7 protein-coding genes, 4 tRNA genes and 1 riboswitch are annotated in these 14329 nt (G+C 59.8%); of the genes, 7 read left to right on the top strand and 4 right to left on the bottom strand.

The genetic code is table 11. The features are described 5' to 3' along the window. Positions 1-85: 85 nt before the first annotated feature. Positions 86-2434 (bottom strand): ribonuclease R, encoded by a 2349-nt coding sequence (gene rnr / locus AC27VO_RS12740; protein WP_488667086.1) that lies wholly within the window; start codon positions 2432-2434, stop codon positions 86-88. Between the two features lie 34 nt (positions 2435-2468). On the opposite strand from rnr, the gene AC27VO_RS12735 reads away from it, so the two are divergent. The 4 genes from AC27VO_RS12735 to AC27VO_RS12720 all read left to right on the top strand — a co-directional run bounded on the left by AC27VO_RS12735 (position 2469) and on the right by AC27VO_RS12720 (position 3120). Continuing rightward, positions 2469-2553: transfer RNA gene (locus AC27VO_RS12735), tRNA-Leu, on the top strand. Positions 2554-2694: 141 nt separating this feature from the next. Beyond that, positions 2695-2779 (top strand) — tRNA-Leu (locus AC27VO_RS12730). A gap of 88 nt (positions 2780-2867) precedes the next feature. Then, positions 2868-2952: transfer RNA gene (locus AC27VO_RS12725), tRNA-Leu, on the top strand. Positions 2953-3035: 83 nt separating this feature from the next. After that, a tRNA-Leu gene (locus tag AC27VO_RS12720) sits at positions 3036-3120 on the top strand. Between the two features lie 151 nt (positions 3121-3271). Here the strand turns inward: AC27VO_RS12720 and AC27VO_RS12715 are convergent. Both AC27VO_RS12715 and AC27VO_RS12710 read right to left on the bottom strand, forming a co-directional pair. Continuing rightward, a complete protein-coding gene (locus AC27VO_RS12715; protein ID WP_488667085.1) occupies positions 3272-5803 on the bottom strand; it encodes a DUF349 domain-containing protein in 2532 nt (843 codons plus the stop codon). Between the two features lie 151 nt (positions 5804-5954). Continuing rightward, positions 5955-9653, bottom strand: a complete 3699-nt coding sequence (locus AC27VO_RS12710) for a DUF748 domain-containing protein (RefSeq protein ID WP_488667084.1) — start codon at positions 9651-9653, stop codon at positions 5955-5957. Positions 9654-10187: 534 nt separating this feature from the next. Here AC27VO_RS12710 and AC27VO_RS12705 point away from each other — a divergent pair. The 3 genes from AC27VO_RS12705 to nrdR all read left to right on the top strand — a co-directional run bounded on the left by AC27VO_RS12705 (position 10188) and on the right by nrdR (position 13051). Then, positions 10188-11039 (top strand): lytic transglycosylase domain-containing protein, encoded by an 852-nt coding sequence (locus tag AC27VO_RS12705; protein ID WP_488667083.1) that lies wholly within the window; start codon positions 10188-10190, stop codon positions 11037-11039. A 103-nt stretch (positions 11040-11142) separates the two neighbouring features. Then, positions 11143-11304, top strand: a riboswitch (ZMP/ZTP riboswitch). A 40-nt stretch (positions 11305-11344) separates the two neighbouring features. Then, entirely contained in the window at positions 11345-12589 is a 1245-nt protein-coding gene (gene glyA / locus AC27VO_RS12700; RefSeq protein WP_488667082.1) for a serine hydroxymethyltransferase, read from the top strand. 12 nt (positions 12590-12601) lie between these two features. Beyond that, positions 12602-13051, top strand: a complete 450-nt coding sequence (gene nrdR, locus AC27VO_RS12695) for a transcriptional regulator NrdR (protein WP_488667081.1) — start codon at positions 12602-12604, stop codon at positions 13049-13051. A gap of 157 nt (positions 13052-13208) precedes the next feature. On the opposite strand, the gene aroC is transcribed toward nrdR, so the two are convergent. Beyond that, positions 13209-14306, bottom strand: a complete 1098-nt coding sequence (gene aroC / locus AC27VO_RS12690; RefSeq protein ID WP_488667080.1) for a chorismate synthase — start codon at positions 14304-14306, stop codon at positions 13209-13211. Positions 14307-14329 lie beyond the last annotated feature (23 nt).

The following is a 14329-nucleotide window of genomic DNA, read 5'->3' as shown; positions in this document are numbered from 1 at the left end:
GAGAATACAAGCGCTGGCAGCTCACTTATTTACGCACCCGCTTCGGAGGTACGGTCATGTGCGGCACCGTGGTGCCATGCCAGTATCAGCGGCGCTTTCTGGAAGACTTGGCCTTGGCTGCCGCCTTACCGTCGGGCGATGCCGCGCCGCCAGATTTACCACGCACTGCGCCAAACCCCGCCACAGCCGGGTCTGTCCACGCTGCAGCGGGCTGCCCACCTTTGGCCGCTTTGGCTGCCTTGCCAGAGCCACGTTTTTTATCGCGTGCCTGTGCACGGGCCGCAGGCTCGGCATAGGTCGACTGCGGCTCCTGCTCTCGGCGCTCACGCCGCCCGTCGCGCCCACGACCTGCACCATTGCGCGCCAACGCAGCCTCTGCCTCGTCTTGCACGATGCGGAAATCAATCTTTCGACCATCCAGGTCCACACGGCTGACCTGCACCTGCAAACGCGTGCCAATCGTGTAGCGCACGCCAGAGCGCTCACCGCGCAACTCTTGGCGCTGGTCGTCGAACTTGAAGTAGTCGCCACCCAGCTCGGTGATGTGCACCAAGCCTTCCACATACATGGCATCCAGCGTGACAAAGATGCCGAAGGTGGTGACGGCCGTCACCGTGCCGGCAAACTCTTCACCCAAGTAGTCGCGCATGTATTTGCACTTGAGCCAGGCCTCCACATCGCGACTGGCCTCGTCGGCGCGGCGCTCATTGGCACTGCAATGCAAGCCCGCCGCCTCCCAGGCCGTCATTTCCGCCTGCGCCAGTTTGCTGCGCGGTTTGACTTGCGGCTCCGCCACGCGGCTGGCCAATCGCTTGGCCAGTTTCTCCTGCGCCTCACCCGGTGTTGGCAGCTTGGGCAGCTTGTACTTGGCATCCACCAAGATCGACTTGATGACGCGGTGCACCAGCAAATCGGGGTAACGGCGAATCGGGCTGGTGAAGTGCGTGTACGCATCAAACGCCAAGCCGAAGTGACCGCCGTTATCCGGGGTGTACATGGCCTGCATCATGGTGCGCAGCAGCATGGTGTGAATTTGCTGCGAATCAGGGCGGTCTTTGGTCGCTGCTGCAATCGCCTGAAACTCCGCCGGCTTGGGCGAATCACTGACCGACATATTGATGCCCGTGGCCTTCAGATAGCCGCGCAGCAAATCAATTTTTTCAGCCGAGGGCTTATCGTGCACGCGGAACAAGGCGGGACGACCGTTTTGCTCAATAAAGTCTGCCGCGCAGACGTTGGCCGCCAGCATGCACTCTTCAATCAAGCGGTGGGCATCGTTGCGGGTGCGCGGCATGATTTTTTCAATACGACCGTTTTCATCGCAAACGATCTGCGTCTCCACCGTATCGAAGTCCACCGCGCCACGCACTTCGCGTGCCTGCAGCAGGGCGCGAAATACACCGTGCAGATTCAGCAGATCCGGCACACGCTCTTTGCGCTGCGCTGCCTCGGGGCCACGGGTGTTGGACAAAATCGCCGCCACTTCCGTGTATGTAAAGCGCGCATGGCTGTGCATCACACCAGGGTAGAACTGGTAGGCATGCACCTCCCCTTTGGCGGTCACCAGCATGTCGCAGACCATGCACAGGCGATCCACCTCTGGATTGAGCGAGCACAGGCCGTTGGACAGCTTCTCCGGCAGCATGGGAATCACGCGGCGCGGAAAGTACACGCTGGTGGCACGATCGTAGGCATCCACATCAATGGCATTGCCGTTTTGCACGTAGTGGCTGACATCGGCAATCGCCACCAGCAGGCGCCAGCCCTTGCTGCGACCCACTTTGGCAGGCTCGCAATACACGGCATCGTCAAAGTCGCGCGCGTCTTCGCCATCGATGGTGCACAGCGGCACATCGCGCAGGTCAATGCGATCTTTGCGATCCTTGGCCATGACCTTCTCAGGCAAAGCCTTGGCAGCAGCCAGGCAAGCGTCCGAGAAGATATGCGGCACACCGTATTTGCGCACGGCAATTTCAATTTCCATGCCCGGGTCGTCCATCCCCCCAAGTACTTCCACGATACGGCCGACGGGCTGACCAAACAGCGCTGGCGCTTCCGTCAACTCCACCACCACCACCTGACCCGTCTTGGCCTGCCCGGTGGCACCTTGCGGCACCAGTACATCCTGACCATAACGCTTGTCTTCCGGCGCCACCAGCCAGACGCCGCTTTCTTGCAGCAGGCGACCGATCAAGGTCTTGGTGGGGCGCTCCACAATTTCAACAATATGCCCTTCGGGGCGACCGCGCCGGTCTTGCCGCACGATGTGCACACGCACGCGATCCTTGTGGAGCACGGCGCGCATTTCATTGGCGGGAATGTAAATATCGGCATCGCCATCGTCACAGATGACAAAACCGTGTCCGTCTCGATGCCCCTGCACAATCCCTTCAATCTCTTTGAGAGAAGTGCGTGAGTTGGTGCGAGGGTCCATTTTTTTGCTATACAATCTAAATCTTTCCTGAAAAGCCCAGGTGGCGGAATTGGTAGACGCACTAGTTTCAGGTACTAGCGGGTAACTCCGTGGAGGTTCGAGTCCTCTCCTGGGCACCAAGTTTAACGACAACTGCTTGCAGTGTTGGAAAACAAAAAGTTCATAAATTACCAAATGAACGCTTTGTTTGGAAGTAAACTTCTCTTTTCAGCGAAATATGAAATTTATTGAAAGACCTTAAGGCTTTTCAGTAAATATCAGCCCAGGTGGCGGAATTGGTAGACGCACTAGTTTCAGGTACTAGCGGGTAACTCCGTGGAGGTTCGAGTCCTCTCCTGGGCACCAAAATTTGCGATACTTGCTTGTTCAGCAGGTATCAACAAAAGCAGATTGTTGAGTGTTACCTCACTTATTTAAAAACAATTTGTCTTTTGCCCAGGTGGCGGAATTGGTAGACGCACTAGTTTCAGGTACTAGCGGGTAATTCCGTGGAGGTTCGAGTCCTCTCCTGGGCACCAAAATTTAGACAGGCATATTTGTTTGTATGCCGCAAAGATAGATTGCCGAGTGCTACCTCACTCTTCAAAAAGCAGCTAACTTTGCCCAGGTGGCGGAATTGGTAGACGCACTAGTTTCAGGTACTAGCGGGTAATTCCGTGGAGGTTCGAGTCCTCTCCTGGGCACCAAACACAGCAAGCCGTTGTATGTACATACAACGGCTTTTTTTTCGCCTCCATTTCAGGCATAACCCATACGCACATAAAAAAAGCCAACCCGATGGACTGGCTTTCAGATCAGGAATTGCTAAGCAGCAATGCTGCCCGGCACTTCTGGCGATTACTTGCGCAACAGTGGCTTGAGCACGTTTTGCAAGCGGCGTGCCTGTGCATCGCTGTGTGCCGATGCCAGTACCGCTGCCACATCTTGCGCCCAGGTTTGATCTGGCGCCGGTGCATTGCGTCGTGTCAGCAGCTGCAGCTGCAGCATGCGGCGTGCAGCCACATGCTCGGCTGGAGTGGTGCTGTCCGATGCGATTTCCAAACGCAGCAGGGCTTCCGCAGCATCCGCACCAGCCGGTGCGGACACGGCTTGCGACCAGGCATTGCGCACTTGCGCCGTCACCTTACCGCCCAACTCTTGGGGCGAAGGCAGCGCCTGTGCATCACGCTTGCTCCAAGCCTCCACCAGCTTCGTCAACGCCTCACCATGGGCTTGCGCCGCCAGCTTGCGCATGGCGAACTGCGCACCTTCCATGGCATCGCGCTGTGCACGGAAAGCGGCATCACCCAAACGAGGACCACGCTCTGGACGGGCAGGACGCGCATCCTTGCGCGCAGCAGGTCGCGCTTCGCGCACGGGTGCTGCTGCTTCTTTCTTGGCACCGGGGCGGTCATCGCCGCGCACAGCCACCACAGGGCGGTCCGACTTCACTGCTGCAGCAGCATCAGCTTCTTTAACAGGAGCATCTTGCGCGCTTGCAGATTGGGCTACAGGCTGATTTTGCACTGCATCTTCCAATGCGTCCATGGCTGCACGAATCTGCTGCACATCACCGGATGCATTGGCGGCTTGCAACGCTTTGGAAGCTTCCAGCACCGCACGGTCATGGGCCGGCAGATTCTCCAGCGAAGGTGCACGATTGCGCTCAGCGCCCTTGCGATTGAAGGCCTCATCCAAAGGCTGGCGGAAGGTATCCCACAGCTTTTGCTCGTGCTTGCGATCCAGAGGCACTGATTGCGCCTCCGCCTGCCAGCGTTGCTGCAGTGCCTTGACCGCATCGATGCGCAAAGCAGGGGCATCCGCCAGCGCTTGCGCTTCCGCAATCATGGCGTGGCGACGATCCAAGCTGGCTTTTTGCGCAGCGTGCAGCGGCGCTTCTGCCAACACCATCGCTTGCTTGAAGGCTGTTTGCAGCTCTGCAAAAACCTTTTCACCCACATGACCACCATCGCGCCAGCGCTCGGAAAACTGACGCAGACCCCGCGCCAAACCTTTCAAGTCCTCGGTGTTGGCTTGCGCTACGGCCCACGCCTTGAGCTCTTCAATCAGTGCCAGACGCGATGCCTTGTGCTGCGTAGCCTCAAAGCGCACACGCTCCAACCAAGCCTCCACCTGCTTGTAAACCGCGTTACAGGCGTCATCAAACTTCTTCCACAGCGCGTGGTTGGGTGCCGCACCTTGGTCGGTCTGCTTCCACTGCTCGCGCAGCTGGCGCAACGATTCCTGCAGTTTGCGGCCACCCAAGGCCTGACCTTCAGGGCGGTTGAGCAGTGCTTCAGCCTTGGCAATCAGCGCTTCACGCTGTGCATCCACGTTCTTGGGCTGCCAGCCTTGCGCATCACCTGCCGCCAGCAATTGCTCGTGCACCTGCAGGGCCAGCGCCTCATCCAGCCAACGACCTTGTTGCTTGAGCACAGCGCGCAACGCAGCAACGGCTTCAGCCTTCTGCTCTGCACCCGCATCTGCCAGCGCCTTGAGTGCAGGCTGCACGGCTTGTACGGCGGCTTGCTGCTTTTGCGCCGCATCGACCTTCGGTGCCTTGGCCGCAGCCGCGGGCTTGGCCACAACTGGCGCCACCAACTCCGAAGGCAAACCGCGTGCTACGCGAATTTCATCAGCCCACACCGGCACTGGAGGCAACTCAGCCTGCTCATTGCTGGCAGCAGCTTGCGTCAGCGCCAAAGCAGACTGGTAAGCCTCCCACACCACCAGCAGCTGAGCGCGCGAAGCCTCCAGCTGTGGTGGGAAGCGGTCATTCACACTGCCCCAGCTGGCGTCATTGGTGAGCTCTGTGGCCTGGGCTTGCCAGTGGGCGACATCGCTGCGCAAACCCTCTTGCGCCACTTCGGCATCACGCCAGGGCTTGGTCGACAGCACTTCAATGCGCTGGGCCAGCAACACAGCAGCCTCGCGCTGCACCTGCACGCGGTGCTGCAGGTCTTCAATGGTTTTCACACGCTCGACCAGTTGCTGCTTCAGCGCAGACAGTGGTTCGCGCGACAGGGGAGCACCGGCTTTGGCCGCATCGCGCTGCCATGCCACGGCCTCGGTCACGTTCAGCACCGCACCGGCAAGCAATGCGTTGGCTTTTTCCGCCCACTCCACGGCAATGACTTCCTGGTCTTTCGCACGGCGAATATCGTCCATGCGCTCGCGCACCAGACGAGCCACGCTCTTGTCGCGCACGCTCAACTCTTTGAACACTTCTTGCAATTGCTCGTCCGAGGGCTGTGCGGCCAGCCAGTCGCGGATACGGGCCGCGCGGTCACCCGATGTAGCGGCCGAAAACGCACCGCCAGTCAGCGCATCCAGCGGATGAGCCTCAGTGTGCTTGGCTGGGGACGGGTTCATTTCAGGTGCGTCAGACATTTTGCTGCGAATAAATTAAGAATCATGAAATAGGAAAACAGCCCTTCATCCCAAGGCATGAAGGGCTTTAGTGTCTTGCAGGCACGCTTGGTCTCAAACCTGCGCGCTGGTTAACACGTATTTTCGCCGCTAATTGCAAAGACCCAAAGTATCACTGGACAGAAATGTTCAGCAACACAGAGGGGCTGGCTGGCTCAGCGGCCTTGCCCGAGGCATTCCCCAGGAATACACGGCCTGGCTCCACCCCTTGCGCCAGCAGATAGTCACGCACATTCTGTGCCCGCGCGGCAGCCAAGTCCTGCCAAGCCGTTTGCGGGATCACCATGTCCTGCACGGTCAATGTCCGCATCTCTTCTGCGGGCAAATCCTTGGTCATGCCCACCATGTTGCGTGGGCGGTCTTTGACGGTGTTGCGATAGACCTGCTTGAGCGCCGCCAGCTTTTGCTTGTCCGTACGTGCTGGCGCTGCATCAGCTTCGTCTGCCGCACCCGCTGGGCCGTCCTCCAGTTGCTGCAGCTTGGCGCGCTTCCAGCCCTGCGCCTCTGTCGCGCCATCCGCCTGCCCCACCAAGGTCAGCTTCAGCTGTGGCTTGCTGTTCATCGCTTTGGCCAGTTGCTGCAAATTGGTTTGTGCTTGGGCATTCAGACTGGAGCGCCCCGCCTCAAACGTGATGTCGCTCTTGTCATCCTCCGAAGCGAAAGCCCCCGTCAGCAAACTGAACGGCGCGGTGACGGCTTTGCGGATGATGTTGCCAATGATCTTGAAGACCACGGGTGCAATACGGAACTGCGGGTCATTGAGCGAGCCACTGATCGGCAGGTTCAGGTCAATCACGCCATTGCTGTCTGCCAGCAGCGCCACCGCCAGGCGCACAGGCAAGGAAGCCGGAGCGCCCTCCACCGGGTCGGTGAACGTCAGCTGGTTCAGCACCAGTTGGTTGGTGGCCGTCAGTTGCCCATCGGGCTGCACTTGATAGCGCACATCCATGGTGAGCTTGCCCTTTTCAATGCCATGCCCTGCATACTTAATAGCGTAAGGACTCAGCGGCGACAGATCCAGCCCCTGCACCTGTGCGCGTACGTCCATGGCCAGGGGTTGGGCCAGAGGATTGATAGCGCCGTCGATATGCAGCTGCGCCGTGCCTTGCGCCACCCCCTCCAGCGCCAGTTTGGCCAGCGCAGGCGCCTCGCCGGGCGCTGCAGGCAGGGACGAAAAGGCTTCCAGGCTGCCGTTGAGCGCCGTCAAATCTGCGGTGTAGTTGGGACGGATGAAATAGTCCGAGAACTTGATCACACCGCCCTGCAGCGCAATAGGCCCCATGTCGATGCGAGCCGCAGGCTCTGCTGAAGCAGGTGCAGCGGCGACAGCGCCTTCAGACGTCGCAACCGGTGCGTCTGCATGCCCGCCTGCGGTTGCTGCCACCTGCGCTGCGGCGTCTTGCTCCGCATTTTTCACCAAATTCTGCAGATTCAGGCGCCCTTGCGGCAGCACCACCACGCGGGCGTAAAAGTCCTGCAGCTGCGTGCTGCGCACTTGTATATGGGGTGGTTGTGCGGGCTGCATGTTCACACGCACCCCTTGCAGGCGCAGCTGCTTCCAGCGCAGCAAGTCTTCCGCGCCCAAGACAGCCGAAGCCTGTGGCCCTTGCACCGCATGCGCGGCCTGCGTATCACCCTGCACGGTTTGGACGTGCAGATCGGTCACGCGCCCCTCGCCTTGCAACTGCAACTGGGGACCCTTAGCCCGCTGCGTATAGTGCACATCGCCATCAAAGCTGGCCAGTGCACGCACCAGGCGCACGTTCAAGTACGGTGCCATATAGGGCTCAAAAGCCTGCAGTGGCAACGCATTGATGTGCACGCGCCCTTTGGCCAGCAGCGGATCCAGCTGCAGGTCCCCCTCGTACGACAAAGCCCCAGGCTTGCCCCAGCCACCGCGGCGCGTGCGCTCAGCCATGCGCGCCGACAGCTTGGCCTGTGCAGTACCTTTGATGCTGTCCACGTTCTGCATGCGCAACTGCACATCCGAAAGCTTGATGGCCAGGGGCATATCACCGAGCGAAGCATCGGTCAGCTCAACCTGCCCTGCGGCCAGCTCCATGTCCTGCACCAGTACCTGCCATGGCTTGCCTGCGGGTGAAGCGACGGTCTCCTTGCCCTTGGCAGGCGCCCCCACCACCGGCTGCAGCCACTGCTCATACATCCAGCGGCCTTGCGCATTGCGCTGCACCCGGGCAGTGGGTGCCTCCAGTGCAATATGTTCCACCTGCACCTGCTGCTGCGCTGTATCCAGTTGCAGATTGCGCAGCTGCAGCCCTGTCCACGCCACCTCAGGGGAAGCCGGTTGCCCCAGGGCGACCGACTCCACCGTCAATGTCGGCACCTTGGCGTGCACGCGCCCTTGCTGCCAAGCCACGCCGACAGTCAGCGAAGTCAGCCCCCCCACCGGCAGCTTGAGCCACTGCTTGGCATAGGCTTGAACAGCCTGCGCGTCGAATTTATCCACCACGATGGCGCTTTGGCCCTGCTCCAACCCACCTTGGCCCGTGCTGCGCACGCTGCCGCGCGCTGCGCGGTCTTCACCTTGCAACTGCGCCGTCAGCGTCCAGCGGGCATCCTGCCCCATGGGCCATGCCAGGTCCTGGGCATGCAGCTGCAGCTGATCCACACGCAGTGCCGCCCCCACCTGACCGACATCATCGCGCCACTGCGCCCAGCCACCTTCCACATCAAAACGGTCGATAGCCAGCTTCCACTCTGCGCTAGCAGCTTCTTTTTTTGAAGCATCTACCGACTGTTCTGCAGGGGTTGTCACACCTGCACCTGGCCCTGCAGGCAAAAAACGGCCGTCAGCACGGCGGTGGATATGCCCAAACGGCTGCTGCAGTGTTACGGCTGCCACCCGCACCTGGTGCTGCAAGGGGCGCGTATCGCCCAACTCCACTTTCAGGTGTGACCAGCCTGCCAAATCCTGCGCAGCGGTATCTTGCAGCTTCAAATCTGAAAGCTCGAGCGTGCTGCCTTGCAGCTGCACGGTGGGCTGCTGCGTTTGCTCAAAATCCACCAGGATCTTGGCATCCACCTGACCTTGCTGCAGCCGCAGCGGCACGCTGGCTGGCAGGTAAGGGGCATAGGGTCGCAGATCAAACTGCTTGATCTCGAGCTGGGCCTGCGTTTGGTGGGTGGCATCAAACGGGGTGCCCACCGCCTGCGTTGCAATCTCACTGCCGTTGAGCCGCAGGGACAGCTGGGGCTGCACGGTCACCTCACGCTGCGAGGGCAACGTACTGATGAACGGCAGCTGCAGCTGCAAAGCCTCAATCTTGTGCTCCACCCCGGCCACGTCGTCGTTAAACAACACCTGGCCATCATGAATCTGGATGTTGTAGAGCGCCAGACGTGCAGGCGCGGCCTGGGGATCCTCAGGCTCTGGGTTTTGCTGCAGCTTGGCCAGTACATCCGCAAAGTCCCACTGCCCGGAAGCATCCTGGCGCACCCGCACCACGGGCTGATCGAGTTCAATGGCATCGAGCACTGGCGCCCAGCGCAGCAAGCTGGTGAGTGATGCATTGATATACGTGCGCTCTATCGATAAAGCCGGCGCCTGGCCCGGCAAACCCGCAACTTCCAGACCGCGCACCGTCAGCGCCAGCGACCACGGGGCAAATTCCACACTGCGTACCGCCACTGCGCGGCCCAACGCCTGCGAAGCTTTGTCCTGCACCTGTTGTGCAATCACACCAGGTAACGCCAGCCACAAGCCCCCCCAGACCAGCAGCACAGCGCCAGTGGCCACCGCCAGCTTGCGCCCTATCTTTTTGCCCCGCCCTGCTTGTTTTGTTTGCGCCATCTTTATCCACACTCCGTACGTCGGTGATTACCTGCCTGCAGACCTTAACGCGCCAGAGCGCGAAGCGGTGACCGCTGCCGCCCAAATTGACACTGTTTTAAACATGGAATGCGTCACCAATTGTCAGGTGGGCGCCGTCGGTTAAAGATTTCACCTATAAGCCGCATTGAATAATTTAAAAATCAAATCAAGCAACCCCCAGTTTGATAGCAACAAAGGCATTGACAAACACTGGAATACAAGGGTTTACAGCTAGTTACCACTTTATGCATGGCTATAAACACAGCCCAATAACAACCAAAAGTAATAAAAAATAGAATCCAAAGTGTTGACTGGTAATTTAGACGAAATTTAGAATCCGCCCACTTCACATCGCAAGATTGTCAATCGTTGTTACTTCAATCCCTTCCCGGGATGTTCATGCCCTCCAGGCGCTGAGTAAGCGCATGAAACAGTAGCCATCGGATCTCAGGCTGGATCGTCGGAATGACCTCGTACGGACACTCCGCCCCAGGCCTCAAGAAAGGAAACGCCATGTCTAAGCCAGGAAACTGGGTGACATCTGTACGCGCCATTGCGTCAGATATCACCGAGGGTTTTCTTGAAATTACCCACAACAGCTTTGCATTGATCGGTCTGGTCGTTGCATTTGCTGGTATCGCCCTGTTCGCACACCCCGATTTGCGCGCGCAAGGTGAAGCACAGCTGCGCACGTGGCTGCAGGATCGTCACGTGGCCGTGGTCGGCTTCACCCCCGAGCCTGAAGCCATTGAGCGCACCACCGCCTCCAATCCCAAGGAGCTGCCCAAAGACCAGTCTGCCGTGGCTTACTGGATCAGCAAAAAGTACAAGGTTGCGGCCGAGCCGATTGCGGCCATCGTGTCGGAAGCCTATGAGCAAGGCGAGCTGCAAAAGATTGACCCCACGCTGATCCTGGCCGTGATGGCCATTGAGTCGCGTTTCAACCCCTTTGCCCAAAGCACTGTGGGTGCACAAGGCCTGATGCAGGTGATGACCCGCGTCCACACCGACAAGTACGACAACTTTGGCGGCAACCATGCGGCCTTCGACCCTGTGAGCAACCTGCGCGTGGGTGCTTCCATCCTTAAGGAATACATCCAGATCACGGGTTCCGTGGAAGGTGCGCTCAAGTACTACGTCGGCGCTGCCAATCTGCAGACCGATGGTGGCTATGCCGCCAAGGTGCTGGCCGAACACCGCCGCCTGCGCCAGGTGGCTGGCAGCAGCACCCCCACCACGCAGATCAAGCCCGCTCTGGTGGCCAAGCGCATGATCACGCCCATGAAGGACGACGAAGAGCCCGCGTCGGTGGCTGCCAGCCATGTGCAAGACGACACCCATGTCGCGCTGAACTCCAACCTCTGACGTATTGAAGCTGAGCGCCACCCAGCGCAAGCAGTGCAAAGGCCCAGTGCCCATGCAGTGCTTGCGCTGCGTTGTTTCTAGGGTTTGCAGGCTGGGCTACACTTGCGGGGTACGCAACTGGCGATAGGTGCGGCCGAGAATCACTTTCGGTGCTGCACTGACGTGGAATCGCTGCAAAGGACTTTTCACAAGCCCTGCGCCAACCACCGGGGAGCGTACCGCCCAGACTGATCGGGCGTTTCAGCCGTTCGCCTGGGCAGCCCTTGTCTTCAAGGGAATACAAGTTCACAGGACTGCCAAATACCATGTTCCAACGCACCAACACCGTCGAGATCGTCGATCCCGAAGTCTTTGCCGCCATCCAGGCTGAAAACCAGCGCCAGCAAGATCACATCGAGCTGATCGCCAGCGAAAACTACTGCTCGCCCGCCGTGATGGAAGCCCAGGGCTCCCAGCTGACCAACAAGTACGCCGAAGGCTATCCCGGCAAGCGTTACTACGGCGGCTGCGAACACGTGGACGTGGTGGAGCAACTGGCCATCGACCGCATCAAGGCCATCTTCGGCGCTGAAGCGGCCAATGTGCAACCCAATTCCGGCTCGCAAGCCAACCAAGCTGTGCTGATGGCTTTTGCCAAGCCCGGCGACACCATCCTGGGCATGAGCCTGGCCGAAGGCGGTCACTTGACCCACGGAATGGCCCTGAACATGTCGGGCAAGTGGTTCAATGCCGTGGCCTACGGTTTGGACGCCAACGAAGCCATCGACTACGACAAGATGGAAGCGCTGGCACGTGAGCACAAGCCCCGCATCATCGTGGCTGGCGCATCGGCTTACGCCCTGCGCATCGACTTTGAGCGTTTCGCCAAGATCGCCAAGGAAGTCGGCGCCATCCTGTGGGTGGACATGGCCCACTACGCGGGCCTGATCGCTGCGGGCGTGTACCCCAACCCTGTGCCTTTCGCGGACGTGGTCACCACCACCACCCACAAGAGCCTGCGCGGCCCCCGCGGCGGCGTGATCTTGATGAAGGCCGAGCACGAGAAGGCGCTGAACAGCGCCATCTTCCCCGGCCTGCAAGGCGGCCCATTGATGCACGTGATCGCCGGCAAGGCCGTTGCGTTCAAGGAAGCACAAAGCCCCGAATTCAAGGCTTACCAAGAGCAAGTCGTGAAGAACGCCAAGGTGGTGGCCGATACCCTGACCGAGCGCGGTCTGCGCATCGTCTCTGGCCGCACCGAAAGCCACGTCATGCTGGTGGACCTGCGTGCCAAGGGCATCACTGGTAAGGCGGCTGAAGCTGCTTTGGGTGCTGCCCACATCACCATCAACAAGAACGCCATTCCTAACGACCCCGAGAAGCCATTCGTGACCAGCGGTATCCGCGTGGGCACACCGGCCATGACCACCCGTGGTTTCAAGGAAGAAGAAGCCCGCATCACCGCCAACCTGGTGGCCGATGTGCTGGAAAACCCCAACGACGAAGCCAATCTGGCCCGCGTGCGCGAAGAAGTGGCCAAGCTGACTGCCCGCTTCCCCGTCTACAAGTAATCTGCCACTGCCATGAAGTGCCCCTTTTGCAGCCATCCAGACTCCCAAGTTGTGGAAACCCGCGTGGCCGATGAAGGGGCCTTGATTCGCCGTCGCAGGCAATGCCTGGGCTGTGCCAAGCGCTTTACCACCTACGAACGCCCCGATGTGAGCTTTCCGACCGTGGTCAAAAAAGACGGCCGCCGCATTGACTTCAGCCACGACAAACTGCAAGCCTCGTTCGCGCTGGCCTTGCGCAAGCGCCCGGTAGAATCGGCCCAGGTCGACAACGCCATCGAACGCGTGCAAGAACAGTTGCTGACCGCTGGCGTGCGCGAAGTGCCTTCCAGCCGCATTGGCGAGCTGGTGATGCAAGAGCTGCGCAAGCTCGACAAGGTGGCCTATATCCGCTACGCCAGCGTCTACCGCAGTTTTGAAGACATTGATGACTTCAAAATCCTGGTGGATGAAGTCCGCACCTGAGCGGCACAGCAGCAGCACCCCACAAAAAAGGCCACGTATGTGGCCTTTTTTTCGTGGACTCTTTCAAAAACAGAAGCAGCCAGCGCTTGCCATACATGGATTTCATGCTTAAAACTGCATGAAATCCAGCAAACCCGTGCGCTAGCTGCTCCTGAATTTATTTGACTGCCGCTGCAATCGGTGCCACGGCGGGGCGGACATCCCCGCACTGCGCACGGTGGCGCAAGGCGTGGTCCATCACCACCAGCGCCAGCAGCGCCTCGGCAATCGGTGCTGCGCGAATGCCCACGCACGGGTCGTGGCGGCCCTTGGTGATCACCTCGGTGCTGTTGCCATGCACATCGATGGATTCGCGTGGGCTCAAGATAGAGCTGGTGGGCTTGATCGCGATCGAGACTTCCAGATTCTGGCCGGTGCTGATACCGCCCAGCACACCACCGGCATGGTTGGTGCGAAAGCCCTCGGGGCTCATCGAATCCCCATGCACCGTGCCGCGCTGCGCCACGCTGGCAAAGCCGGCACCAATTTCCACACCTTTGACGGCGTTGAGCCCCATCATGGCGTAGGCAATGTCAGCGTCCAGCTTGTCGTACAGCGGCTGGCCCAGGCCCACGGACATGCCCGTAGCCTGCACGCGAATGCGCGCGCCGCAGCTGTCACCGGCCTTGCGCAAGGCATCCATATAGTCTTCCAGCGCCTGCACATCGGCCACCGGCGCAAAGAAGGGGTTGTGCGGCACATGGGCCCAGTCTTCAAAACCAATGGGCAATTCGCCCAGCTGGGTCATGCAGGCCCGAAACTCGGTGCCAAACTTTTCCTTGAGCCATTTTTTGGCCACTGCGCCCGCCGCCACCGTGGGTGCCGTCAAACGCGCCGACGAACGGCCACCACCGCGCGGATCGCGCACACCGTACTTGTGCCAGTACGCGTAATCCGCGTGCCCGGGGCGAAAACTCTGTGCAATATTGGCGTAATCCTTGCTGCGCTGGTCGGTATTGCGAATCAGCAAACCAATGGGCGTGCCTGTGGTCACGCCTTCATACACCCCAGAAAGGATCTCGACTTGGTCAGGCTCCTGGCGCTGCGTCACGTGGCGGCTGGTACCAGGACGGCGGCGATCCAGGTCCGCTTGAATATCCTCCACCGACAGTGACAGCCCTGGTGGGCAGCCATCAATAACACAGCCAATCGCTGGCCCGTGCGATTCACCAAAATTGGTGACCGTGAAAAGAGTTCCGAATGTATTGCCGCTCATAGTGCGGTGGATTATGCCCGCGC

The sequence above is a fragment of the Comamonas sp. 14P8.1.4 genome, assembly GCF_057799285.1.
Note: the sequence above shows the minus strand (reverse complement) of the source record. Positions and strands in the feature narration are given on the sequence as shown.

Excerpts from the sequence above, each read along its gene's own strand:
- aroC (WP_488667080.1), bottom strand. The coding sequence starts at position 14,306 with ATGAGCGGCAATACATTCGGAACTCTTTTCACGGTCACCAATTTTGGT.
- nrdR (WP_488667081.1), top strand. The coding sequence starts at position 12,602 with ATGAAGTGCCCCTTTTGCAGCCATCCAGACTCCCAAGTTGTGGAAACC.
- AC27VO_RS12705 (WP_488667083.1), top strand. The coding sequence starts at position 10,188 with ATGTCTAAGCCAGGAAACTGGGTGACATCTGTACGCGCCATTGCGTCA.
- AC27VO_RS12715 (WP_488667085.1), bottom strand. The coding sequence starts at position 5,803 with ATGTCTGACGCACCTGAAATGAACCCGTCCCCAGCCAAGCACACTGAG.
- glyA (WP_488667082.1), top strand. The coding sequence starts at position 11,345 with ATGTTCCAACGCACCAACACCGTCGAGATCGTCGATCCCGAAGTCTTT.
- rnr (WP_488667086.1), bottom strand. The coding sequence starts at position 2,434 with ATGGACCCTCGCACCAACTCACGCACTTCTCTCAAAGAGATTGAAGGG.
- AC27VO_RS12710 (WP_488667084.1), bottom strand. The coding sequence starts at position 9,653 with ATGGCGCAAACAAAACAAGCAGGGCGGGGCAAAAAGATAGGGCGCAAG.